Genomic DNA, 23,558 nt, shown 5'->3' with positions numbered 1-23,558 from the left:
GGGCAGCAGCTCGCTCGGCCGGATCGGCTCGACCGCCGGGGCGGGCTGCCAGCCGGCCGAGGCGGGCACGCCGCCGGCCGCGCTCACGGCACCGGGAGACCCGGCGGGTTCGTGCGGGGTCGCGCCGAGCGCGGCGGTCTGGCTGCGCGAGGAGGCCGGGGTGCCGCAGACCAGGCAGAACTGCGCGTTCCGCGGCACGGGCGAGCCGCACTGCACGCAGGGGTAGGCCGCATCCGTCATGATCGTCCCCCTCGTCGTTCCGTTGCACCGTATCCGGTTCCGCCCGATCGGCGCGAGCCCGAGCCGCCTCGCCGTCGCCGGCCGAAGAACGAGCCCAGCGCCCAGCGTGCCCGCATCCGCTGCCACCACGAGCGCGAGGCCGCCATGCTCTTCACCACGGCGTCGACCTCGGTCCAATACTGCTCCGCCTGCTCCGGCGTGGGGTCGCCGGGGCCGAACACCTCGGTGTCGGCGCGCTCGGCGACGGCCACCACGGGAACCTCCGGATACGCCGTCGCCAGCACCAGGGCGTTGTCGCGGCGGGTCGCGCCCGAGCCCACCGGCGTGCCCAGGTCGCCCGCACGGTCGACGATCTCGTCCCAGCCTCCGCTCACGCGGTCGGCGGTGCGCGCGGCCTGCCGGCGTCGCTTGCGCCGCTGCAGCTTGAGCAGCACGATCACCAGCAGCGGCCCGAACACCAGGATCAGCAGGGCCAGCAGGCCGCCGCCGATCAGCAGGAACGGCAGCAGGTCGAAGGTGTTCTTGTCGACTTCCTCGTCCTGCGTGTCTTCGGTACGGATGTCCGGCGGCAGCTCCGCGGGCTCCTGCGGCGGGGGCGGCGGCTGCAGAACCTGGGCCTTGGGATCGGCCTTGGGCTTGGGCGCCTCTTCGAGCGGGATCTGGTCTTCGGGGGGCGTGGGGTCGAAGGCGACCCAGCCGGCGCCCTCGAAGGGCACCTCCACCCAGGCGTGAAGCTGGTCGCCGGTGATGTCGTAGGTGGTGTCGGCGCCGGAGTACGTGTCGGGGTAGAAGCCCATCACCACGCGGGCCGGCATGCCGATCGAGCGCACCATCAGGGCCATCGCCACGGCGTACTGCTCGTCGTCGCCCACCATCTGCTCGGCGCTCAGCAGGCTCGCGATGCGCTCGGCGCCGTGGCCGGCGCGGGAGACCGCCTCGCCCTCCAGACCGTGGCTGAAGAAGCCGTTCTGGCTGAGGCCGGTGGCGATGTTGCGCACCTGCTGGATCGGTGTGGCGGCGTCGCCGACGTACTCGGCGGCGAGCGACCCCACCTCGTCGGGCACGCCCGAGGCGCGCGGCACCGAGACCTTCTCGATGGCTCGGTCGCTGAGCTGCTCGTCGTTGAAGGTGGGCGGGATGACGGTGTCGATCTCGTAGCTGTCGCCCTCGGTGATGCCCAAGGTATCGAGGGCCACACCGGTGGCGGCGTTGTAGTGCAGGGCGCCGCCGAGCGGTTCGGCGCGGTCGCCGGTGAAACGCAGCGAGTCGAGGTAGCCGGCATCCGGCAGCCAGACGCCGTCGAGGCCGGTGATGTCGACGTCGAGCTCGGCCGGCTCGCCCGTGGTGTCGTTGGCGATGTCGTCGCTCACCCGCACGAAGGTGCCGGAGCCGTTGGTGCCGTCGCCCGCCACGTCGTAGACGATGCCGTCGTAGCTGTCGAGCGTGGCCAGGCGGATGCGCGCGGCATCCGGCAGGCCGGTCACCGTGAACAGCGAGTCCTCTTTGAAGTCGCGCACGTAGCTGCGGTAGCCCACGAGCGGGCTGGCGTAGTCGTGCAGGTCGAGCGGCGGCACGATCTGATCGCGGATCACCTCGCGGGCCGTGGCGGGCATCAGGATGCCGCCGGTCACGAACCCGACGCCGAGCGCGGCCACGATCAGTCCGGCCCCGAGACCGAGGCGGGTGTTGCGCAGCTTCTTGGCGCTCGAGGCGTCGGCGCGGGTGCCCGCCCGATCGGCCGTCGTGGTCGACGACGCCGCGCCACCGGTCGGCACGGCGGTGCCGGCGCTCTGCCCGACCCGGCGCTCGTGCCGCCGCCAGGCCGCCCAGGCGAGGGCGACGCCGGCGAAGACGAGCCCCTGCACGATCGGGAACGCCGCCTCGCGGGTGCCGAAGGCGATCGCCGTCACGAACAGCGCGGCCGCCGGCAGCAGCGCCCAGGCGGCGTGCTTCAGGCGCAGCGCGAAGGTGCCGGCCAGCACGGCCGTCACGAGTGCCGAGAGGAAGGGCACCACGAGGGTGCCGTCGAAGCCGCCGACCGGGGTGACGAGCGTCAGCACGTCCTTCCACGAGAACACGATCCCGAGGATGAGGGTGCGCATCGTCTCCAGGGTCGGGATGACGCCGAGCAGCGTCGTGCCGGGCGCCGCGAGGGCGCCGCCGAACACCAGGTAGACGAGGATCGTGACCGCGGCGACGATGATCGGGTTCCACGACAGGCGCCAGCCGGCGAGGGCGATCGCGAGGCCCAGCACGATGCCGCCGATCGAGGCCACGAGGTAGCCGGCGCCGCCGAAGGCCGGGCCGAAGCTCAGCGCCGAGACGATCAGCAGCACGGCGATCACGCCGAGGTCGATCGCCATCGCCCAGAACGGCCGAAACAGTCCACCCGGCCCCTTGGGGCGCGGCGGCAGCAGGGGAGTGGAGGTGCGCGGGGCGGTGCCGGCGCGCGGGGAGGTCGGGGTGCTCATCAGCTGTTGGCCCTCCGGAGCGCCAGGGGGAAGTCGCCCAGCTGGCCGATGGTGAGCAGGCTGAGCTCGCCGATCCGGCGCATCGACATGGCGGCGCCGGGCCGCGCGCTGACGGCGATCACGCGGATGCCCAGGGGGATGTGCACGGTCGAGGCCTGCAGCTGGGAGGGGGTGACGGTCGACCCGAAGATCAGGAACGCCACCGAGGCCTGCGGCACCGCGGTGCCCGTGGTCTTGGCAAGCTGCACGATGCTCTCGCGGCGCTCGGTCTGCTCCACTCCCGAGAGCTCGTCGAGCAGGCGGCGGCCGGTGGCCGACTCGAGGGTGTCGTTCTGGGTGAGCACGGTGATGTCGCGCTCCTCGCGGATGGCCTGCACGCCGAGCGATCCGCAGACCGAGACGGCGAGTTCGAACTCGTCCTCCCCCTGCTCGCCGTCGGCGTAGTCGGAGCGGTTGGTCGAGAGCGCGATGGCCAGGTGCGAGCGCCGGGTCTCCTCGAACTGGCGCACCATCAGCTTGCCGGTGCGCGCCGAGGTCTTCCAGTGGATCGAACGGCGGTCGTCGCCCGGCACGTATTCGCGCAGGGCATGGAACGACACGTCGTCGGCCGAGATGATGCGGCTCTCCACACCTTCGAGGTCGCGCAGCACGCCGGAGGACGAGCCGCCGAGGGCGACGGTGCGCGGATGCACGTACAGGTCGACGGGGTCGGTCCAACGGATCTCGCGGCGCATCAGGCCGAGCGGATCACCGCGCACCGAGCGCACGGGGCCCACCACGATCACCGAGCGGCGGTGGGTGGGGATGCCGAAGAGGTCGTCGTGCTCGGCCTGCGGCGCGAGCCGGGGCAGGGCGAAGGAGGCGAACGACGAGCCGACGGGCAGCTCGATGCGGGCCGGCAGCAGGGTGCGGGCCGAGGTGTTGGTGACGGCGATGCGGCCGACGGCGCGCTCGCCCACGACCACGCGGTCGAGGGCGAGATCCAGCCTCACGGCGTAGGCGGAGCGGCCGATGGCGAAGCCGATCGCGATCAGCAGGGCGGTGAGCAGCACGAAGCCGATGACGAGCAGTTCGCGCCAGCCCAGGATCGAGCCCGCGATCAGCGCGGCGATCGTGGCGGCGAGCACGGCCCAGCCGAAGCCGGAGACCGTGCCGAGCACCGGTCCGACCGTGCGCCACACGACGCGCGCCGCCGAGACGACGGCCGGCCATCCGGTGCCGCGCACCCATCGACCAGGCCGCGACCCGCCGGCCGCACTCATCCATCCGCTCACCCTGCCGCCTGCCCGGCTGCGAGCCGAGACGAGACGGCGAGGGCGCGTTCGCCCCCGCTCGCTCATGCGGCGGGTTGCCTCGACTGCGGAGCGGCCACGTCGGCGAGCACGCGGGCGAGCACGCTCTCGGCGGTCGCGCCCGAGAACTCGGCCTCGGCGTCGAGCACGAACCGGTGGGTCCACACCGGGCCGGCCAGCTCCTTGATGTCGTCGGGCAGCACGTAGTGGCGGCCCTGGGCGGCGGCCCACACCTTGGAGGCGCGGATGAGCGCCATCGCGCCACGCACCGAGACGCCCAGGCGCGACTCCGGCGCCGAGCGGGTCTCCTCGGCCAGCTGCGCGGTGTAGCGCAGGATGGCGGGGTCGACGTGCACGGTGGAGGCGAGGTCGGCCATGTCGGCCACGGCCGAAGTGGTGATCACCGCCGACAGTCCCGCGGAGGGGTTGCGGTTGGCGGAGCCGGCCAGGATCTGCTCGGCCGAGGCGAGGTCGGGGTAGCCGATGCTGGTCTTGATCAGGAAGCGGTCGAGCTGGGCCTCGGGCAGGCGGTAGGTTCCGGCCTGCTCGATCGGGTTCTGGGTGGCGATCACGAGGAACGGGCGGCCCACCTCGTGGGTCACGCCGTCGACCGACACGCGCGACTCCTCCATCACCTCCAGCAGGGCCGACTGCGTCTTCGGCGAAGCGCGGTTGATCTCGTCGGCCAGCACGATCGAGGCGAAGATCGGCCCCTTGTGGAAGTCGAACTTGTGCGTGTCCTGGTCGTAGATCGTGACGCCCGTGACGTCCGAGGGCAGCAGGTCGGGGGTGAACTGGATGCGCTGGTGCGTTCCCTGCACCGTGGCGGCCACCGCCTTCGCCAGGCTCGTCTTGCCGGTACCCGGAGCATCCTCCAGCAGCACGTGGCCCTCGGTGATCATCGCCATCAGCGTGAGCCGGATGACGTGTTCCTTGCCGAGCACGGCGATGCCGACGTTCTGCACGAGGCGGTCGAAGGTGCCGGCGAACCAGGTCGCCTGCTCGGGGGTCATGGTCATCGAAGATCCTTTATGTCGGTGGTCATGAGAGTCGTTCGGGTGCTGCCGCTAATTGGATGGCCAGGTCATCGAGTCGGTGTACGTCTTGCCGCCACCGGTCACCTCGATGTTCACGGTCGTGCCCGGGTAGCCCCAGTAGAAGCCGGTCTGGCCCGATCCGCTGCCGTTGATGGTGACGCTGTCCTCGTAGTTGCCGCTGGCGTAGACCTTCGCGGTGTACGTCACGCCGGGCTGACCGTCGGTGACCGTCACCCGGATGTAGGCGCAAGAGGCATGGCGGCAGTTGCTGTTGTTGACGCGATCGCCCTGCGACACCTTCACCGAGGTGTTGATCGGCTCCTTGTCCGACGTCGCCGAGGCCGACGATCCCGAACCCGCGATCACGGCGCCGCCGGCGTCGACCATGCGCACCTCGATGCTGTGCGTCTCGCTGTAGCCGGCGCCCACCGAGGCGCTGCCGCCGGACATGCCCTTGTTCTGCCAGCCGCCGCCGTCGATGCTGATCTGCACGGTGTAGTCGCGGCCGTTCCGGGCAGGCGCCGTCCAGCTGAAGTTGACGACCTTGTCGCCGCCGCTCGCGCTGGCGCTGGTTCCGCCATAGGCGCCGTACGGGGTCACCGCGTTGCTCGACGCGCTCGGATCGCTGGTGTAGCTGGATCCGTCGGCCGAGGTGAGCGTGCGCACCTGGGCGGTGTAGGTGCCGTTGTTGGGCGCCGAGACCGTCGCTCCGCTGCCTCCCAGAGCCGCCCAGCCGCCGCCGTTCAGCGAGTACTGGTACGAGACCTCGCCGGGGTTCGCGCCGTTCAGCGCGCCGTCGGAGAAGGTGATCGTCATGGTGTTGTCGCCACCGGTCGCGCTCACGTTCTGCGGCGGTTCCGGCTGGTTGAATGCTCGCCTCGGGGCGGATGCCGCCGAGGTCGCGCTGTCGCCGGCCTTGTTGCGGGCCACCAGGGTGAACGTGTAACCGGATCCGCTGACCGGCACGGTCACCGTCTGCGAGGTGGCCCCGCCGGGGACCGCGATGGCGACGTCGGCCGCGCCGCCGCCGCTGCGGGTGAGCGTGTACTCCTTGATCGCGTCGCCGTTGTTCTTCGGCGCGACCCAGTTCACGGTGAGCTGCGACTGGCTGCCCACGCCGTCGGCGCGGGACGTGGTGGGGGCCGCCGGAGCATCCGGAACACCCGCCGGGATCTCGAACGCCGAGTAGCCGCTGAACTCCGAGGGCTCGGGCGCGCGGTTCACGGCCTGCACCCGCACCTGGTAGGCGGTGCCGTTGGCCAGACCCTCCCAGGTGAGCGAGTTGCCGGTGACGCCGTAGCGCGAGGCGGAGCCGCGCTCGGGGGCGGGCGAGATCTCGAGGTTGTACGAGGTCACGGCCGAACCCGGGGTCGACGGGGTGACCCAGGTCACGGCGAGGCTCTTGTCGCCGAACACGAGGGTCGGCGGCTGCGGCTGGTCGGGGCGCGCGTCAGGCCGGGCGGGGCCGGAGGTCGGCGAGGGATCGGAGACGCCCACCTCGTTCGTGGCGGTGACGGTGAAGTAGTACTCCACGTCGTTCGTCAGGCCGCCGAGCGTGCAGGTGGTGGAGGCGCACTGCGTGGAGTAGCCGTTCTGGCTGGTCACCGTGTAGGTGGTGATCGCGGCGCCGTTGTTCACCGGTGGATTCCAGGAGAGCACCACGGTGCGGTCCTGGATGCTCGTGACGGTGGGCGTGGAGGGCGCCTCGGGGCGGCCCTGCACGGTGAGGCGGATGCGGGCGTCGGCGGCGCGCGCCGGGTCGCCGGTCGCATCCTGCACCGAGTAGCGCACCACCATGGTGCCCACGAAGTCGGCGCCGGGGGTGACCGAGACGTTGCCGCCGTCGATGTTAGCCGTGCCGGTACCGGTCTCGACCGTGGCGTTGGTGATGGTCAGCGGGGTCTCCGGGAACGGGTTGTAGTCGTTGCCGAGCACCGGCACCGAGACCGTCTGGCCCTGGTTCGCCTTGCCCACCACGTCATCCGTGGCCGAGGGCGGGTTGCGGGTGGTGGAGAGCACGTTCACCGAGACGGTGCCGCGCACCGGGGTGTTCGTGCCGTCGGAGACGTCGATGTCGATCGTCGAGGGGTTGCGTGGGGCGTTCGCCGCGGCGGTCACGACGAGCGTGGAGCCGTCTTCGATCCGGGCCGACACGCCCTCGGCGGTGCCGCCGGCGATCGCGAAGGTGAGCTTCTCGAGGTCGCCGTCGTCGGCGTCCTGCGAGTAGCCGCGCAGGTCGAGCCGGCCCTCGCCGTCGCCCGCGGCCACGTCGACGCTCGCTCCCACGAAGGTGGGCGGCGCGTTGTAGTCGGAGATGACGGTGATCGGGATGACCAGGGTCGCCTTCTTGCCGTTCGGGTCGTCGGGGCCGGTGCCGTCGGTCACCTCGAAGCTCAGCGCGTCCGGGCCGTCGTAGTGCACCTTCGGCGTGTAGCGCATGGTGTTCTCGTCGACCACCAGGTTGTCGCCGTTGGCGTTGGAGGCGCGCACCTTGTCGGCCTCGGTGATGCGGGCGGTCTTGCCCTCGCCCACCAGCACGTAGTCGGTGAGCTCGATGTCGACGGTCTCGCCGTCGTGCACCACGATCGGTTCGATGCCGGGCTTCAGCACCGGCGGCAGGCCGTCGACGCCGGGCACGTCCACGAACGCCGAGGCGGTGAGGCCGTCCTGGTCGGTGACGGTGTAGGTGATGATCTGCGGTGTCGGCAGCAGGGTGATGCGCACCAGGCCGCTCGGCAGCACCTCGGCGGCCGGGTCGGTGACCGAGACCTTGAGGGCGTCGATGGTGCCGTCGGGGTCGTCGTCGTTCTCGCGCACGTCGATGTCGGTGGTGGCGCGGTCGAGCACGTCGGCCACCTGGGCCCGGTCGTCGCGGGCGATCGGCGCCGCGAGCGGAGCATCCGGGCTCACGCCGAGCAGCAGCGTACCCTTGGCCGTCGCACCCCACCGGTCGCTGATCGAGTAGATCACCGTGTAGTCGCCCGGGGTCTCGGGCGCGGTCACCAGAACGCGGCCGCCCTTCACCTCGGCCTCGACGCCCTCGGGTGCGTCGACGGTCGTGCTGATCGAGATCGGATCGCCGTCGGGATCGGTGTCGTTCGCCATCACGTCGACCGCCACCGTGCGGCCGGGGCGTGCGCTCACGACGTCCTTCAGCGCGTACGGCGCCTGGTTCGACTCGCTCGAGGGGATGATGCCCACCAGGATGGTGGCGGTCGCCGAGGCGCCGATCCGGTCGCGCACCGTATAGGTGAAGGTGTCGGTTCCGGTGGAGTCGGGGTAGGCCTCGTACACCAGCCAGGCCTCGCCCACGTCGACGATGCGGCCCTTGGTGGGCGCGGAGCTCTGGCCCACGAGTTCGACCGAGTCGCCGTCGGGATCGATGCCGTTCAGCGGGATCGGGATGCGCACGGTCGTGCCCTGCAGGGCGCGGATCGTGACGTCCTTCGGTCGGGGCGGGGAGTTGGTGGTGTCGTCGGCGCCCACCACGCGGATGGTGATGTAGCCGGCATCTTTCTGGCCCTGCGAGTCGACGACCTCGTAGGTGGCGTAGACCACCTTGGGCTCGGGGCCGGCCTTGAAGCGCACCACGTCTTCGGAGACGAAGATCTCGCCGTCCTCCGGCGCCACCAGCGGCTCGATCAGCGTCTCGGAGAGGTGGATGGTGTCGCCGTCGGGATGGTGGTCGTTCGCGAGCACGGGGATCGTCGCCACGTCGTTCACGCGCACCGTCACCTCGTCGTCCTCGGCGACGGGCGGCAGCAGGCGGGCCGGGGCCGGGATCGGGGTGACGAACACCTCGCCCCGCGCGGTCGCCTTGCCGTTGGAGACGGTGTAGCCGATGGTGATCGGCTCGGTCAGGCCGCGATCGGTGATGCGCAGGATCTCGTGCTCGAGCACCTCGACGCTCACTCCCGCCTCTTGCGGGATCTGCACCGACTGCACGGCCAGGATGCCGCCGTTGGGGTCGGTGTCGTTGGCCAGCACGTTCACGAGCGTGTTGCGGCCGGTGGGCAGCTGTGCGGTGTCGCGCACGGCGATCGGCGGATCGTCGGTGTCGGTGAGGTCTTTCACGTCGACGAACACGAGCCCCTCGGCCGTCTTCGGGCCGTCGGATGCCAGGTACTGCACGTAGTACTTGCCGGCCGTCGGTGCCGTGAAGGCGAAGGTGCCGGTGGTGTAGTCGGGCTCGATGGTGGCGCCCGGGGTCTCGTTCACCTTGGCCAGGCGCAGCGGCGCGCCCGAGGGGCTGAGGTCGTTGTCCAGCGGAGCGACGGTCACGCGCTCGCCGGCGAGGGCGACGACGCGGTCGTTGTTGGTGATGGGGGCCACCGAGTCGCGCACCAGGAAGCGCATGGTGGCCTCGGTCTCGGACTGTCCGTCGGAGACCGTCACCGTGACATCCTTCGGCCCGGTGTTCGGGTCGATGCTGGTGAAGGTGATCTGGCCGTCGGGGCGGAACTGCACCTGGTCGGCCGTGCCGGTGGCCGCGCCGACCACGTACAGGTCGTCGCCGTCCGGGTCTTCGAAGTCGATCAGCACGTTCTGGGAGACCGTCTGGCCCGGAGCCACGATGACCTCGGAGACCTTCCACTCCTTCGGCGGGCTGTTCTGGCCCTCGGCGCTCACGTTCAGGCGCACCGTGGCGTCGTCGGTGCCACCGCGGCCGTCGTCCACCTGGTAGGTGAAGTTCGCCGAGCCCTCGGCATCCGGGTTCACGATGACCTGCAGGGCGGCGCCGTTCAGGATCTGCTGCACCGTGCCGATGGAGGGCTGGCCGCCCTTGAGGCTCGCCACCAGCACGTCGCCGTCGGGGTCGGTGTCGTTGTTCAGCACCGGGAGGATGACGGTGCGGCCGGCGCGCACGCCGAAGTCGTCGTCGGTCGCGGTGGGCGGGTTGTTCTCCTCGGTGCGGTCGGGGAGCAGCACCTGCAGCTCTTCCTCGGTGGAGTCCTCTTCCTCGTCGGAGTCGCTCTGCTCGGGCGGCGGGGCGATGTCGTCCCAGTTGTCGACCTTCTTCATGTCCTGGTTCACCAGGTACACGACGCCGGTGCTGAGGTCGTTCAGCACCACGACGTCGCGGTTCACGCGGAAGCGCAGTTCGGCGTTCGCGGCGAGGTTCTCGATCGTGGTCTGCACGTCGTTGTCCTCGCCGGCGCAGTCGCGCAGGTAGGCGCCGGATCCGGCCCAGGCCGCGTAGGCGCAGCCGTTCAGGTAGACGGGGGCCGCGGGCGTGCCCGGCTCGCCCTGCACGGGGATGATCGTGGGGTCGCCGCCGCCGAGCGGCTGACGGATGAGCGAGTCCTTCGTCGAGATCAGCACGTCGTCGGCCGCGGGGCCGCTGGGCTGCACGACGCCGCCCTTGGCCTCGTCGATGACGTTCTGGCCGCCGCCCGGCAGAGTGACCGTGCCGGTGAGGGCGTCGAAGACGACGGAGTCGTCGCCCACGGTGGTGATGGTGAGCTGCGCACCCTCCTCGGGCTCGGCGAAGCCCTCCGCGGAGGTCGGCTCCTCGGGGAAGGAGCCGGTCTCGTCGGGGGTGAAGGTCTGCACCTGCAGCTGCGAGGTCGAGAGGGCGTGCACGGTGCCGTCGACGTCGGCGACCGCCGCCGATCCGCTGCCGAGCTCGGCCAGGGGCTCGTCGGGGTTGATCACGAACGAGCCGGCGCGGTCGGAGGGGGTGGCGAAGAGCTGGCCGGTCTCGCGGTCGAGCAGGGAGACCGTCTTGCCGCCGAGCGACACGGACGACTCGGGCGGAAGCTGCACGGGGGTCTCGAGCGCGACCGTCATGGGGTTGACCGGGGTGAGGGTGCTGCCGGACTGGTCCAGCAGCAGCACGGTGTCGCCGCTCTGCAGCACGTCGAAGCCGGTGGAGCCGGTGCGCAAGCCGCCGTCGATGACCTGGGCGGGGTAGTTGAGGTGGCCGAGCAGCAGGCCCGTGGGCTTGGTGACCCACACACCGCCGTCGTTTAGTTCGACGTCGGCGGTCTTCACGCCCTCGTAGACGAAGGCCATGGTGGTGACCGCTACGGCGAGGGCGACGATGCCGGCGACGGATGCGCTGGTCGCCTTGCGCCGGCGGATGGCCTCGAACAGCCTCACAGGGTCCCCGAATCGTCGATCTTCATGCGTGGTGCATTGTGCGTGCGAGGGTAAGACTGCACGGGATCTCGGGGATTGGGTGATCCTCAGATCGCTGGCGCACCCCTTCGGGTGGGATGTGCCCCGTACGAGGGCAATTCAAGCACGCTCGGGTGACGTCACCAAAACGAGAGCAGGGGGAGAACTCCCCATTGCGCAGCGGCACGCTGTAGGCGTCTCGCGATCGATCGTCGGCCGCTACGCCCGGAAGACGTCACGAGGTTCGGTTCACTCCAGCGAGTCTGAGAGCAAGCACTGCCATAGTGGCCGAGCTCCGCCCTGGGCTCGCTGGAGTGAACCGGACCGCTGCGGCTACGCACCGGTGACGGGTGCTCGGTTCCGCAGGCGCGCGACTACGTCGACACCGCAGCGCCGGCCGTCGACCAGAGCGTTGTGCGAGTCGGCCTCAGGGACGTCTCGTCAGCGGATGCAGAAATCCGGCAGACCGACCCCGTATACGCTGCCACTCGGCAGAATTTCTGCATCCGCTAACCGCATGTCAGTGTGCCCGCACCTCGTCTGCGCCGCTCCCGCGTTGCGCCCGCACATCGCACCAGAGGTCATCCGCACAGTCTTCGAAACGCGCGCGCCACGGAAGCAACAGCGCAGTTGCCCGCACCCTCACGCCGCAGTTGCGGCAACGGCAAACGGCCAGAGATCGAGGTACATGCGACACGGAAATCCTTTCGACGACCCTCCGGGGAGAGCTCGCGCGCCTGAGGCATGTGCGTGGCTGGTCTTACGATCAGCTCGCCTCGCGCTCAGGTGTCGGCCGGGCAACCCTCGTCTCGATGGAATCCGGCAAGCCCCGCCGCAACCCCGACAAGCCCGCCTCTCGAGGGAGCCTCGAATCTTGGTACCGCGCACGCGCCTTCGATGTCGACCTCGGGGATCTTCTGCGGCACCTGTATGGCGGCGCTTGATTCGTCCGCCAATGTTCTCGAGACCCTGATGCGCTATTGCAGATAAGGCACGCTAGTGGGCTCTCAATTTTGCCGGGGTATGCGGGCACCGTAGCAACCGACGGCAATTCGAACTCAATCGGACGACTTTGCGCACGTCTGCGGACTGCCTTAAGGGCGCTCGCTTTGACCCCACGAGAAGGCCATGCTTGTGCGCAGCAGCAACTACGACCTGAACGGCCGACAATGCGGAGATAGATTTCATGAACCCGAAGAGCCGAGAGATCTTCCTGCGGCTATCGCGAATATCAATTGCCATCGGCGTGGTCCTGGCGATCGTCAGTGTGTTCTGTATCACGCAGAATCTTGGACCGGGTTGGATATTCGTATTGGTCCTGAGTGCGGTACTCGTCGTCGGTTGGACAGTGGCGATGATCGATCTGCTTCGATGGCGTCTGCCGGCGTCCCCTCAAGAGAGCGATTTGCCGTGGGAGGACCGGAGGAATGACGACACAAGTCCGATGAAGGGCCGTAGCGCTGCCGCGCCGCAGATTCACGTCAACGACGGCCATGGATCATGACCGAGTGGGTTTCTGGTGAGCCCATGCCAGAAGAGATGATGACTGACGCACACGATCGGCTGGCCTATGCGAGCCGTGAGCAGGATGCATTCTTCCGCGACGTGCGTCTACACTTCGACGCCCACGCAGTCACCCTTGAGTGCGAGGTCGGCGCACTCGGAGTGACTTCAACTGTTCGTGCGCGAGTGTCCGGAAAGGTCATCCCGGACGACTGGAAGCACCGGCTTGGAAATATTCTCAACGACTACAGATCGGCGCTCGATTCGTTTGCTTGGACCCTTGCAAATGTCGTTCGAGCAGAGCCCATGCCCGAGCGTGAGGCGAAGCGCGTCTACTTTCCGCTCGCGTCTACTAAGGAAGAGTGGGACCGTGAGGTGCGGAAGAAGGGTAGTTGGCTATCTCAGCTGCCTGTTGGCCTCATAGATCGGCTGCGGAGGGTTCAGCCCTTCTTGCTTCCCAACCCAGACAACAGCATCCTGATGTGGCTACACCTCACCGACAATCTACGGAAACATCGATGGAGCCTGTCGCTACGTGCGGTACTTGATCCGCAGATGCCGCACATATTCCAGTCGGTCAGCTCTGGTGGGCGCGTAATGCAGATCGGTGGTGATCACGACAAGCTCCGCGCAAACGTCGGAGAAGCGATAGCGGATCAACAGATCGTGTATCAATTGGCGCTTCCTCAACAGTCAGTGAAGGTGTACTCCGATCACCAAGCGTTTCTTGCGCTCTGGGTGTCGCGTGACGGATACGGCGTCGATCTTCAGGACTTCCTCTACGCAGTGAACTTAAAGGTCCAATGGACGATCAAAACCGTGCTTGGAATGAGCGCCGAGTTGCCGAAGAAGTCGCTACGCCAGCTTCGCAGCTATCCGGGACCGAAAGATTTGTGGAATCAACATCTTGATGATTCCGGTCGCGTCGCATCACTAGGTGTCCTAACCAGCGGTGGCGAGATTGAGACGTTTTCGTTCACCGTCCGGAACGACGATGACTTGTTGGCCGCTCTCAACAAGCAGGTGCGCAAATGGGAAAGTACACATGGTCAGCAGTTCCCGAGCAGTGGCGAACCGGGACTAGTTCAATCTGTCACTGCTCATTATCCTGGCGAAGATCATCAACCAATCGACGGTACAGTGCCGGTTCGTCTGAACCGCTACGACACCTTCTACGATATGTGCGTGCTCTTCGGTCATGACATCTTCGAGACCGAGCCAATGGTCGTACTGGAGTTCAATACCGGCAAAGGTGAATCTCGTCAAAACGAAGTCTTCTCACGCTCTATTGACACCATCCTCATGATCCATCGGGACTACGGTCGGCTCCCAGAGGGTTTGGACGGTATCAGGACGCTGAGCCAGCGCGTCCTTACTGCGCCCGTTGCTAGCGCGAAGACGTACAGCACTACCCGTCATATCGACAGTTACCTATCGGAATTCGTTCGAAGCATGAATCTTTGGGACCCGTCCGACCTCTCGCGCATGTTGCAGATCGAGGAGGAAGATGCCGTGGGGCTTTTATCCTCGGAGCGCTTCGAGAAACACGAGGGCGATCACATCATCTACAGCCAGTCAGCGGTTTCAGACGACAAATGAAACGACCCCACGAGCGGTGTGATGTGCAGTGGTAACGTACGACACGACAAACGACGCCCGCGGGGTCGGCGCCATTCGGCACTGCGGCATCTGGCTCGACGCTGATGAGAATCGGTGCCAGAACCAGGGTGTTGCCGTCGAAGGCCCCTCAGAGGGCAGCGCCCGGGGAGGGCAGCTCGAAGTAGCCCTTCGCAATATCATTTTCGATCTGCGTCCGCACGTTTCCGATCACATGGAGGAGATCGTTGAAGTGAAAGACCACGGCTCTCAACGCGGAATCGATCCTCACATTCTTGAGGCGAGCCAGTCGATCGTCATCTTCGTGCAGCGCGATTCCGTAAATGTAGTCCATCGCGATTAGATCACTGCCTAGAAGGATGCCAGGCCCCAAGCCGTTGTCCATTTCAAGACGACCCGAGTGAAAAATCGGGCCGGAGGCACCAATGCGCGATCCTGTGACTACCTGAGCCACGTGTTCCTTGAGCGGCCGCCGAGCTCTCGCCTGTTCGGCGGACACGAGACTCTGAAGTGCGGTGACCACTCCCGGCAAATAGCAGTCTTCACCCGGTGTGAAAAATACCCGACACTCAACAATCGTCGAGTCCACCATGCGCTTATCGAGCCGCCTGTCTTCGATTCCAACGACGCGCCACACGTCATCGTTAAGGCGCTCCCAGGTAAGTTCCAGGACTGGAATTCTTCCGCTTTCATCCCGCAGTGCGGTAATTGGCTCGCCTAACCCGGGACTGGAACGCCGAAGAAACTTTGTGAGCTTGCGGCGGGCTAGATCTTGAACGCTCGGAGGTGCTGCAGGCATAGCCGGACACTACCGCCTACCTGAGTGACCGGTGTAGCAACTGCTGCGGCGATCGCTTTCGCGTCGTGATTCGTCGACGAAGTATCGATGCACGAGCGGGTAAAGGATAGTCGGTCGGAGAGCTGCCGAGATCGGCGGCACTCTGGCTAAGAGCTACATCGGCGAACTCGGGCTCGCGCCCGCGCATCCGCTCGGCGTCAACCAGTGCTCTATGGTGCTGAGTCACCAACTCACCCGGCAGCGCCGGCGCGATAACGAAGAACCCGACGTTCCCATTCGGCACGTGTACCGCCAACCACAACTACAGGTACTCGTCAGCTACGCGAATGCCGACGCCCCCAAGCGGGCCCAGTTCCTCATCGGGCACCTTCGCACCTTAAATAGAACACGATCGGGCGCACGGACGCCATCTGAGCAGAAGGCGTCCGCCCGTTAGGGGATCGCTCAGCGCGCAAGGGCATCGTGGAACGCCGCTCTTGCCCGTCACACCACCGTCGTGCGCGTGTCGAGTTGAAACGCCGTTACGATCGCGCCGACGAGGACGCTCAGGAGGCCGGCCGCGAGCAGCAGACCGCCGAACAGAACATTCCATGAACCTGCGGCCTCGATGGGGAGTCGACCCTGGGAGAGGAAGAACATCATGATCCAGCCGTAGCCCACGATGGCAGTCACGCCTCCTCCCACCAACGCGACGAGTCCGGAGCTCCGCTCGGTTTGCAGCGGAGAGGTGACGCTGCGTCTGCGGCGCAACGACCGAGTTATGACGAACAGGACAGCTGCAACCACGGCCACGCCCGCCATGAAGACGGGAATGCCGATCAACCACATCATCGACAACGGATCAATGAACACACATCGAGCATAGGGGCCCGGTCGAGTGGTCGAGTTGGTCATGCTCGGCTGGCCGGATTACGCAGCCATCGAGTGGATGAAAGCCTGAGCCCGAATCGTCCCAATCACGGAGATGACTCAAGCTCGGGCCCAACCGCACGAGGGGTGTTGGGTGTAAGCAGGGCTTCAGTGCTTCCACGTCAGTCGTGAGCGGATCGGTGCCGCCGATCAGGATGACGAACTGCACGCCTTTCGACTTCATCGCGGCGATGGTTCCTGCCGCCACGCAGCCCGGGTGTGCGAGATACAGCTCCGCCGTGAAGCCGCCGGCGGATGCGGCGCCGGTGAGGGCGTCGGGGAATTTATCGCCCGTCACCAGGTATGCGAGTGGGCTGTGTCCGCCACCACCGCAGTCAGTTCCGCCATCGCACTGTCGGACACCGAAGCGGCTCCGCCCACGATGATGATCTTCGACGCACCGAGGCGGACGATCTCGTTTCTCACGGAGTCAGGAAGGGCATTCGGTGGGGTGAGGAGAATCGGATCGTGCCCGGCAATCGCAGCCGAGCCTGCAGACAGAGCATCCGGGTAGTTCTCTCCCGTGACCACCCAGACTGTATCGGCACTGCCAGCGGGCCAGTGGCTCTTGAACACGTCGATGGCGGCTTCATAGCAGTCTGCTCCATCGATCCGCGCGATGGTGGACAGCTGACCGGTCCTGCACGACTTCTGTCTGCAAGGCTTTCGTCAGATGAGCGCGTGCCGGACATGTACTGAGTGAAGGCCACTCGACGGCAGGGGAGTACGCGATGACCACCGATTCACAAGACCACACCAGTGAGAGAGCGTTGGTCGAGATCCTGGATGACTCGGCTCCCGGAACGCCGATGGCGGATGCGCTGCCGGGCAGCATCCTGAGCACGATGGTGCTCGACGCTCGAGCGGAGATGAAACGCTCTCGCCGTCGCCGCGCGACTCCTCGATCCGTCGCGATCGGCACCGTTCTCATCCTGACCCTCGGCGGGGCCGGAGCCGCTGCCGCCGCGACGATCTCCGGCTGGGAGCCGTGGGTGCAGAATCCGGATGCGATCGTGCATTTCACCCTGCCCAGTGGCGCGTCCTGCGAATACCGGATCGTGGCGAAGGACACAGGCGACCCGGCCGATTTCACCGCCGCACGCGACTACCTGAAATCCACCGACGTGCTCGCTCTCGCTGACATCGACGGGGAGCTTGTGCGGGTCACCGCTAGAGACGTGGGGCAGGACGACGGCTCCGCGGTGCCGGCCACGTCGGTGTATTCGGAGGATCAGCTGTACTACCAGGGGGTGACCGGCGCGATCAACAACGTCCTCTGGGATGAGATGGAGGCGCGCGGGATCGCCAGCCCCGTCACCGGCTCCGATCTCTCGTTCGCCAGTCAGTCCGACTGCGCAGGCGTGAACTGGTGAGCCGCCGCGAGGCGGAAACCGAGCGCACCGTCGCGCTCCTCGAGAGGACGGCCCGCGATCTGTTGCGCTACCTCGAGCGCCGGGTGGGTGCAGATGACGCCCCCGATGCGCTCTCGGAGACGATGACGACCGCGTGGCGTCGCGAGTCGTCCATGCCGGCATCCGACGCCGAAGCGCGGCTTTGGGTGTTCGGCATCGCGCGCAATGTCGTGCTGAACACCAACCGCGGCCGCCGCCGGCGGAACCTCCTCGCCGAACGCCTTCGCCAGACAGCCGACCCGCTCGAGGTGGTCGCGCCGCCGTCCGACGGCGACCTCGACGTCCGCGCCGCGATCGGCACGCTCGATGCGGAGCTGTCAGAGCTCGTGCGCCTCGTGCACTGGGACGGCTTCACGATCAGTGAGGCGGCTCGGATACTCGACGTTCCCGCATCCACCGCCCGCAGCAGATACCAGAAGGCGAAGCGCGACCTGAGCGCCCTGCTCGCCCCGACCCACGCCGGCTGAGAGACCGCCTGTGCGGTCAGACCCGACTCGGGCGTTCGATCGCAGGTCGCCGGCGACCAGGGGCTAGCTGTCGGGCAAGGCCCCGGAAATCAGGGCGGCGGTCGTGAGGCGGGCCGTGCGGCGGGCGGCGGCGATGATCGCGGCGTCGGGTGCATGCGTGTTGGCGGCGGCCGAGACGGCGGCGTTGATCGACAGCAGCGCCATGCGCAGCATGACCACGGCCTCGGGTGATCGGTCGGGCAGATGCCGGCTCAGGTCGTCCGCGAGCTGGGACAGGCCCGTGCTGACACGAGGCTCCCCGTTGTCGCGCCCGAGGCCCGCGAAGAGCAGGGGGTTCGCGGCGAGGAAACGAATGCCCTGCAGCTTCTCGGCGGTGAAGGAGTCGACCCAGCGAGACACGGCGTCGACGAGCACCGTGGGCGACGCCGGCTGTTCGCGGACCCACGCCAGGAGTTCCTCCGCTTCATCTCCGCGCTGGTCGAGCAAGGATCGCACGATCGCCTCCTTGCCGTCGAAGTAGTAGTACAGCGACGCCTTATTGATGCCCAGTTCGTCGGCGATCTGCCGCAGCGACGTGGCCTCGTACCCCTGCTCGGTGAACAGCCGCAACGCCACCCGCTGCGCCTGCTCGCGGGTTTGCGCACCACGGCTGCGCACCACAGCGTCTTGCTTGTCACTCATGCACCCATTCTACCTACCGGGCAGTAGACAGCCTACCTAACGATGGGTAGGCTACAAGTTCTAGGCGAGAGGCGAGGTCATGACCGAATACACCGTGGTACGCGAGTATCCGTACCCCATCGAGGAGGTCTGGGCCGTCCTCACCGATCCCGAGCAGGTCGCGAAATGGACGACGACCGGGCAGGGCGGACGGCCCGAGGGCTTCGCGCCCGTTCCGGGAACGAGATTCCGGTTCGTCGGCAAGCCGACGATGGGCTGGAGCGGGGTGGTCTACTGCGAGGTGATCGCCGTAGACGCTCCCCACTCGATGCACTACACGTGGAAGGGTGACGAAGACGCCGATGACGTCACCGACGTCGCCTACCTCCTGGAAGAGACGCCCGACGGCACCCGGTTCACCTGGCACCACACCGGATTCACCGGAGTCGGCGGCTTCGCGATGTCGAAGCTGCTCGGTAGCGTCCGCAAGAGGATGCTGACCGAGGGGGTGCCGCCTGTACTGGAGGCGTACCACCGAGCGCTGCGGTGACCGCCTATGTGCCGGCAACCACTTGGAACGGGGCCAGGGTGTCGAGCGGCTGAGCCGCTACGGCGCGCAGGGCGTCACGGAACGCCGTGGCCGTGCCGGGCCAGAGCAGGGTGAGACGCCCGCTGCGCTCGTCGACGTACCAGCTGCGGCATCCGCTCAGCCAGACGGTGTCGCGGGCCGCGGCGTCGATCTGGTCGGTCCAGGCCGTCTCGGCCGTGCCGGAGGCCTCGATGGTGTCGACGCCCTCGGCGTGCATGCGGGTGATCAGGTTCTCGGCCAGTTCGGCCTGCGCCTCGATCATGGCGAACGCCGAGTTGTGGCCCAGGGCGGCGTTGGGGCCGTCGAGCACCATCAGGTTCGGGAAGCCGGCCACCAGCATCGAGGCGTAGGCGCGCATGCCCTGCGCCCAGTGCTCGGCCAGCAGCCGGCCGCCACGCCCGCGAACGTGCGCCGCGAAGGGCGGGCGGGTGGCGGCGAAGCCGGTGGCGAAGACCACGGCGTCGACCGCGTGGCTGCGCCCGGAAGCGGCGATCGCGCGCTCCCCGTCGAGGGCGACGATGGCGGAGGGCTCGAGCTGAACGCGGCCGGAGTCGAGGGCCGGGTAGTAGTCGTCGGAGAGCAGCACGCGCTTGCAGCCGATCTCGTAGTCGGGGGTGAGCTGCGCGCGCAGCTCCGGGTCGGCGATCTGCGCCTCGAGGTGCTCCCGGGCCGCAGTCCGCAGGGCGTCGCGCTCGGGGCCGGCCGTGACACGAGCGGTGTGCCCGGCCTCGAACTCGGCGAAGAGGGCGTCGCGGTGCCGGCCCAGCGCATCCGGATGCCGTTCGAAGCCGGCCTTCGTGCGCTCGTCGATGGGGGCGTCGGATCGGGGCACCACGTACGGCGCCGTGCGCTGGAAGACGATGACCTCGGCGGCGATCTCGGCGAGCCTCGGCACGAGCTGGATCGCGGATGCCCCGGTGCCGACGACCGCGACCCGCTTGCCGCGCAGATCGAGCTCGGGGCGCCAGGTGCTGCTGTGCATCACGGGGCCGGTGAAGCTCGCGCGGCCGGGGAGCTCGGGCTGCTGCGGTTCGGCGAGACGGCCGGCGGCGAGCACGAGCATGCGGCTGTGCATCGGGCCGCGGGTGGTCTCGAGGTGCCAGTGCCCGTCGTCGTCGCTCCAGCGCATGTCGGTGACGTCGGTGCCGAGGAGGATCTGCCCGGTCAGTCCCTCGTCGCGCACGACGTCGCGCAGGTACTGCTGGATCTCGGATCCGGGCGCGAAGCGGCGGCTCCAGTTCGGGTTGGGGCGGAAGGAGTAGGCGTAGAGGTGCGAGGGGATGTCGCAGGCGACTCCGGGGTAGACGTTGTCGCGCCAGGTGCCGCCGATGTCGCCGGCGCGTTCGAGCACCAGCACGTCGGTGACGCCGCGGCGTCGCAGCCGGGCGGCGGCGGCGATCCCGGCGATGCCGGCGCCAACGATGACGGTGTCGACGAAGCGCGCCGTGGCGGCGGCGGGTGCGGCCTCGCCGTCGGGTTCCGCCGCTGAGCCGGCCGGGGCCGGCACCGACGGCTGCGGTGCTGCACCGTGGGCCGGTTCGGTCATCGCCACGCGGGGGCCGACAGGAGCGGGGCGTAGGCGGTGTCGCGCTGGCGGGCCGGGCGGCCGGATGCGCGGGCGAGCGACTCGACGTCGGCATCCGTCAGGGTGAGGCGAGCCTCGGGACCGGCCTCGGGCCAGAGTACGCCGTCGAGCAGCACTCCGCCGATGTCGTCGGCGCCGCCGCGCAGGGCCTGGCCGGCCGTGGAGAGGCCGAGCTTGGTCCAGGCCACCTGCACGTGGTCGATGCGGCCGGCCAGCAGCAGGCGCGCGACGGCTATCACGGCGAGCGACTGCTCCGGCGACGGGCCGGCGGGATGCGGGTGGGATGTGTCTGCTGCGGCTGCGGCGGCGAGCCGGGCGGTCGTCTCAGGGGCGTCGCCCGGCACGAACGGCATCGGGATGAACTCGCTGAAGCCGCCCGTGCGCTCCTGCACGGCTGCCAGGGTGCGCAGGTGCGCGACGATCTGCGCCGGGGTCTCGACGTGCCCGTAGACGAGCGTCGACGTGGAGTGCAGGCCGGCGCGGTGCGCGGCTTCGACGGTGGCGATCCACTCCGCGACCGGGAGCAGAGCACCGCCGCTGAATGCGGCGCGCACGCCGTCGTCGAGCACGAAGGCGGCCGTGCCCGGCACGCTGGTGAGGCCGGCCTCGCGCAGGTCGTGGAGGAACTGGGGGAGGCTGCGGCCGGTGCGGCGGGCGCCGTCTTGCAGCTCGGTGGGCCGGAAGCCGTGGATGCTGATCTCGGGCGCGGCTCGGCGCGCGGCGCGCACGACGTCGAGGTAGATGCTGCCTGGTAGGTGCGCACCAGGCATGCCCTGCAGGCAGATCTCGGTGGCGCCGAGCTCGGCGGCCTCGGCCGCGAGCTGCTCGACCATGTCGAGCGTGAGGGCGGGCGCGGCCGGATCGTCGCTGGGGTCGGCGGTGAGCCGGGCGGTGTCGATGTTGCGGTTCACCACGAAGCTGACGGCGGTGTTCCCTGTGGCCGCACGCACCGAGTCGGCGAGTGCCGCGAGCTCGGAGAGCGCCTCGCCGCGGGCGCCGAGCAGCGCGATCGCCTGTCGGTCGGTTATCGCGTCCGCCGACCCGGAGGCGGCTGCCGCCAGTGCACTGCGCAGCTCGGGATCGGAGGTGCGGGCATCCGTTCGCCCTGTCGGCTGCGAGACGGCGGACGCTGCGGCGGCGGGCGCGGTGGTCGCGGTCGCAGCGGCAGGTGCGGTGGTACCGGTCGCGGCGGCGAGCGGGCGCACGCGGGCGGACTCGTCGGCGAGCAGGGTGTCCGGCTCCATCAGCGCGTGCAGGGCCGGCACGACGTTCGGGTCGAGCCAGCGGTCGGCGTCGGCGAGGTACTGGGGGTAGGCCGTGAGCCGCTCCCGCAGGGTGTAGCCGCCCTGCGCGGTCAGGCCGGCCAGCAGGTCGATGTCGGGCCAGGGGCGCTCGGGGTTGACATGGTCGGCGGTGAGCGGGCTGATGCCGCCCCAGTCGTTGATGCCGGCGCGCAGCAGCAGGCCGAGCTCGTCGAGGTCGGTGAGGTTCGGCGGGGCCTGCACCGTGGCATCCGGACCCATCACCAGACGCGCGGTCGCAACGGCCGCGATGTACTCGTCGAGACCCAGATCGGGGTCGTTCTGCATGGCGGTGCGCGGCTTCGCCCGGAAGTTCTGCACGATGGTCTCCTGCAGGTGCCCGAAGCGGCCGTGCAGCGCGCGCAGGGCGAAGAGGGCGTCGGCGCGCTCGCCGTGGTCCTCGCCGATGCCCAGCAGCACGCCCGAGGTGAAGGGGATGCGGGAGCGGCCGGCATCCTCGATCACGCGCAGGCGCAGGGCCGGGTCTTTGTCGGGCGAGCCGAAGTGGGCGCCGCCGGGCTGCGACCACAGGCGGGTGGCGGTGGTCTCGAGCATCATGCCCATGGAGCCGGCGACCGGCCGCAGGCGCTGCATCTCGTTCCACGACATCACGCCGGGGTTGAGGTGGGGGATGAGGCCGGTCTGCTCGAGAACCATCGTCGCCATCGCGTGCACGTAGTCGAGCGTGGAGCTGTAGCCGTGCTCGGTGAGCCACTGGCGGGCGGCCGGCCAGCGGTTCTCGGGCCGGTCGCCGAGCGTGAACAGGGCCTCCTTGCAGCCCATGCCTGCGCCGGTCTGGGCGATGGAGAGGATCTCCTCCGGCTCCATGAACGTGGTGATGCCGTGCTTGGCGAGGCCGCCGGGGGTGTCGACGAAGATGCAGTAGTGGCAGCGGTCCTGGCAGAGCCGGGTGATCGGCAGGAACACCTTCTTCGAGTACGTGATGACGCCGGGCCGGCCGGCGCGCTCGAGGCCTTCGTCGCGGAGGCGCGTGGCGTGCGCGAGCAGACGTTCGAGGTCGTCGCCGCGGGCGCCGACCAGCGCGGTCGCCGTCGCGATCGAGATCGCGTCGCCGTCGTCGATGCGGTCGAGGGCGGCGCGCGGGGTGAGAGAGGTCGAAGACGTCACGGGCGCACTCCAGGTTAAGGAAAAGAGGGATGACGCCTGATGAGACGCCGCGAACCCAAATCCAGGCCCGAACCGAAGTTCCTCGACTCTACTCCTCCTGTCTGGGGGTGCGGTCGTGAGGGCGGGTGATCGAAAAAGGCTGCAAATAACGCCGACCGAGGCCGTATATGGCGGTGGTCAGCGTTTTTTGCAGCCTTTTTCGACCAGCTCGGTCCGTGAGCGCGGGCTTCGCGGCGGTTCGGGTCGGGCCGTTAGGCTGGGCCGGTGTCGAAGACGGACGGGCCGGGAAGTGCGGGCGAGCGCGGCTCGCGCGCGCAGCTGAGTGCGGCGCGCCGCCGTCGCGACACCCGCCGGGCGCTCGTCTCGGGTGCCGCCGTGCTGCTGGTGGCCGCGGTGGTGGCCTTCGGCTCGCTGGTCGCGGGCGGGGT

Annotated in this window: 18 protein-coding genes; 6 read left to right on the top strand and 12 right to left on the bottom strand. The window is 68.6% G+C overall.

Going from position 1 to position 23,558, the window contains the following annotated elements:
- The 5 genes from Q0D75_RS18810 to Q0D75_RS18790 form a co-directional block, all read right to left on the bottom strand.
- On the bottom strand, nucleotides 1–240 hold a 240-nt coding region (locus Q0D75_RS18810; protein ID WP_291057030.1), incomplete at its 3' end, for a zinc ribbon domain-containing protein.
- Nucleotides 237–2,711 carry a transglutaminase-like domain-containing protein gene (locus tag Q0D75_RS18805; RefSeq protein WP_291057029.1) on the bottom strand — a complete coding sequence of 825 codons (2,475 nt, stop codon included), beginning with the start codon at nucleotides 2,709–2,711 and terminating at the stop codon, nucleotides 237–239. The genes Q0D75_RS18805 and Q0D75_RS18810, both read right to left, overlap by 4 nt.
- Nucleotides 2,711–3,937: a DUF58 domain-containing protein gene (locus tag Q0D75_RS18800; protein ID WP_291057027.1), complete on the bottom strand. Its 1,227-nt coding sequence runs from the start codon at nucleotides 3,935–3,937 to the stop codon at nucleotides 2,711–2,713. The genes Q0D75_RS18805 and Q0D75_RS18800 overlap by 1 nt, the downstream gene beginning before the upstream one ends.
- Nucleotides 3,938–4,047: 110 nt before the next feature.
- Entirely contained in the window at nucleotides 4,048–5,022 is a 975-nt protein-coding gene (locus Q0D75_RS18795; protein ID WP_291057025.1) for a MoxR family ATPase, read from the bottom strand.
- Between the two features lie 48 nt (nucleotides 5,023–5,070).
- Nucleotides 5,071–11,142, bottom strand: coding sequence for an Ig-like domain-containing protein (locus Q0D75_RS18790; protein ID WP_291057023.1), 6,072 nt, complete (start codon nucleotides 11,140–11,142; stop codon nucleotides 5,071–5,073).
- A gap of 368 nt (nucleotides 11,143–11,510) precedes the next feature.
- On the opposite strand from Q0D75_RS18790, the gene Q0D75_RS21055 reads away from it, so the two are divergent.
- The 3 genes from Q0D75_RS21055 (at nucleotide 11,511) to Q0D75_RS18780 (ending at nucleotide 14,262) form a co-directional block, all read left to right on the top strand.
- Nucleotides 11,511–12,104 (top strand): helix-turn-helix transcriptional regulator, encoded by a 594-nt coding sequence (locus tag Q0D75_RS21055; RefSeq protein WP_366513464.1) that lies wholly within the window; start codon nucleotides 11,511–11,513, stop codon nucleotides 12,102–12,104.
- A 242-nt stretch (nucleotides 12,105–12,346) separates the two neighbouring features.
- On the top strand, nucleotides 12,347–12,664 hold the full coding sequence (locus Q0D75_RS18785) for a hypothetical protein (protein WP_291057021.1): 318 nt from the start codon (nucleotides 12,347–12,349) through the stop codon (nucleotides 12,662–12,664).
- Complete coding sequence (locus tag Q0D75_RS18780; protein ID WP_291057019.1) at nucleotides 12,661–14,262, top strand: hypothetical protein; 1,602 nt, start codon at nucleotides 12,661–12,663, stop codon at nucleotides 14,260–14,262. The genes Q0D75_RS18785 and Q0D75_RS18780 overlap by 4 nt, the downstream gene beginning before the upstream one ends.
- Nucleotides 14,263–14,410: 148 nt before the next feature.
- Here the strand turns inward: Q0D75_RS18780 and Q0D75_RS18775 are convergent, their stop codons facing one another.
- From Q0D75_RS18775 to Q0D75_RS18760, 4 genes are all read right to left on the bottom strand, one after another.
- Nucleotides 14,411–15,079, bottom strand: coding sequence for a hypothetical protein (locus tag Q0D75_RS18775; protein ID WP_291057017.1), 669 nt, complete (start codon nucleotides 15,077–15,079; stop codon nucleotides 14,411–14,413).
- 483 nt (nucleotides 15,080–15,562) lie between these two features.
- Nucleotides 15,563–15,931, bottom strand: a complete 369-nt coding sequence (locus Q0D75_RS18770; protein ID WP_291057015.1) for a hypothetical protein — start codon at nucleotides 15,929–15,931, stop codon at nucleotides 15,563–15,565.
- Nucleotides 15,921–16,286, bottom strand: a complete 366-nt coding sequence (locus Q0D75_RS18765) for a cell wall-binding repeat-containing protein (RefSeq protein WP_291057013.1) — start codon at nucleotides 16,284–16,286, stop codon at nucleotides 15,921–15,923. Before Q0D75_RS18765 ends, Q0D75_RS18770 begins: the two co-directional genes overlap by 11 nt.
- On the bottom strand, nucleotides 16,283–16,600 hold the full coding sequence (locus Q0D75_RS18760; protein ID WP_291057032.1) for a cell wall-binding repeat-containing protein: 318 nt from the start codon (nucleotides 16,598–16,600) through the stop codon (nucleotides 16,283–16,285). The genes Q0D75_RS18765 and Q0D75_RS18760 overlap by 4 nt, the downstream gene beginning before the upstream one ends.
- A gap of 119 nt (nucleotides 16,601–16,719) precedes the next feature.
- Between Q0D75_RS18760 and Q0D75_RS18755 the strand changes: the two genes are divergently transcribed.
- Both Q0D75_RS18755 and Q0D75_RS18750 read left to right on the top strand, forming a co-directional pair.
- A complete protein-coding gene (locus Q0D75_RS18755; RefSeq protein WP_291057011.1) occupies nucleotides 16,720–17,361 on the top strand; it encodes a hypothetical protein in 642 nt (213 codons plus the stop codon).
- The gene (locus tag Q0D75_RS18750; protein ID WP_291057010.1) at nucleotides 17,358–17,867 is read left to right on the top strand and encodes an RNA polymerase sigma factor; all 510 of its coding nucleotides are present in this window, start codon (nucleotides 17,358–17,360) and stop codon (nucleotides 17,865–17,867) included. Before Q0D75_RS18755 ends, Q0D75_RS18750 begins: the two co-directional genes overlap by 4 nt.
- 63 nt (nucleotides 17,868–17,930) lie before the next feature.
- Here Q0D75_RS18750 and Q0D75_RS18745 read toward each other — a convergent pair whose 3' ends face one another.
- Nucleotides 17,931–18,548, bottom strand: coding sequence for a helix-turn-helix domain-containing protein (locus Q0D75_RS18745; RefSeq protein WP_291057008.1), 618 nt, complete (start codon nucleotides 18,546–18,548; stop codon nucleotides 17,931–17,933).
- A gap of 79 nt (nucleotides 18,549–18,627) precedes the next feature.
- Here Q0D75_RS18745 and Q0D75_RS18740 point away from each other — a divergent pair, with 79 nt between their 5' ends.
- Nucleotides 18,628–19,077, top strand: a complete 450-nt coding sequence (locus tag Q0D75_RS18740) for an SRPBCC domain-containing protein (RefSeq protein ID WP_291057006.1) — start codon at nucleotides 18,628–18,630, stop codon at nucleotides 19,075–19,077.
- Between the two features lie 4 nt (nucleotides 19,078–19,081).
- Here the strand turns inward: Q0D75_RS18740 and Q0D75_RS18735 are convergent, their stop codons facing one another.
- Together Q0D75_RS18735 and cofG are read right to left on the bottom strand one after the other, a co-directional pair.
- A complete protein-coding gene (locus Q0D75_RS18735) occupies nucleotides 19,082–20,662 on the bottom strand; it encodes an NAD(P)/FAD-dependent oxidoreductase (protein ID WP_291057004.1) in 1,581 nt (526 codons plus the stop codon).
- The gene (gene cofG, locus Q0D75_RS18730) at nucleotides 20,659–23,130 is read right to left on the bottom strand and encodes a 7,8-didemethyl-8-hydroxy-5-deazariboflavin synthase CofG (protein WP_291057002.1); all 2,472 of its coding nucleotides are present in this window, start codon (nucleotides 23,128–23,130) and stop codon (nucleotides 20,659–20,661) included. Before cofG ends, Q0D75_RS18735 begins: the two co-directional genes overlap by 4 nt.
- Between the last annotated feature and the right edge of the window lie 428 nt (nucleotides 23,131–23,558).

The sequence above is a fragment of the Herbiconiux sp. genome (assembly GCF_023264855.1).
Lineage (GTDB): Bacteria > Actinomycetota > Actinomycetes > Actinomycetales > Microbacteriaceae > Herbiconiux.
This window is presented reverse-complemented; position numbering and strand designations above follow the sequence as displayed.

Bases quoted from the DNA above. Each gene is read 5' to 3' on its own strand.
- Q0D75_RS18805 (WP_291057029.1), bottom strand. From the start codon at position 2,711: ATGAGCACCCCGACCTCCCCGCGCGCCGGCACCGCCCCGCGCACCTCC.
- Q0D75_RS18795 (WP_291057025.1), bottom strand. From the start codon at position 5,022: ATGACCATGACCCCCGAGCAGGCGACCTGGTTCGCCGGCACCTTCGAC.
- Q0D75_RS18785 (WP_291057021.1), top strand. From the start codon at position 12,347: ATGAACCCGAAGAGCCGAGAGATCTTCCTGCGGCTATCGCGAATATCA.
- Q0D75_RS18780 (WP_291057019.1), top strand. From the start codon at position 12,661: ATGACCGAGTGGGTTTCTGGTGAGCCCATGCCAGAAGAGATGATGACT.
- Q0D75_RS18775 (WP_291057017.1), bottom strand. From the start codon at position 15,079: ATGCCTGCAGCACCTCCGAGCGTTCAAGATCTAGCCCGCCGCAAGCTC.
- Q0D75_RS18755 (WP_291057011.1), top strand. From the start codon at position 16,720: ATGACCACCGATTCACAAGACCACACCAGTGAGAGAGCGTTGGTCGAG.
- Q0D75_RS18745 (WP_291057008.1), bottom strand. From the start codon at position 18,548: ATGAGTGACAAGCAAGACGCTGTGGTGCGCAGCCGTGGTGCGCAAACC.
- Q0D75_RS18740 (WP_291057006.1), top strand. From the start codon at position 18,628: ATGACCGAATACACCGTGGTACGCGAGTATCCGTACCCCATCGAGGAG.
- Q0D75_RS18735 (WP_291057004.1), bottom strand. From the start codon at position 20,662: ATGACCGAACCGGCCCACGGTGCAGCACCGCAGCCGTCGGTGCCGGCC.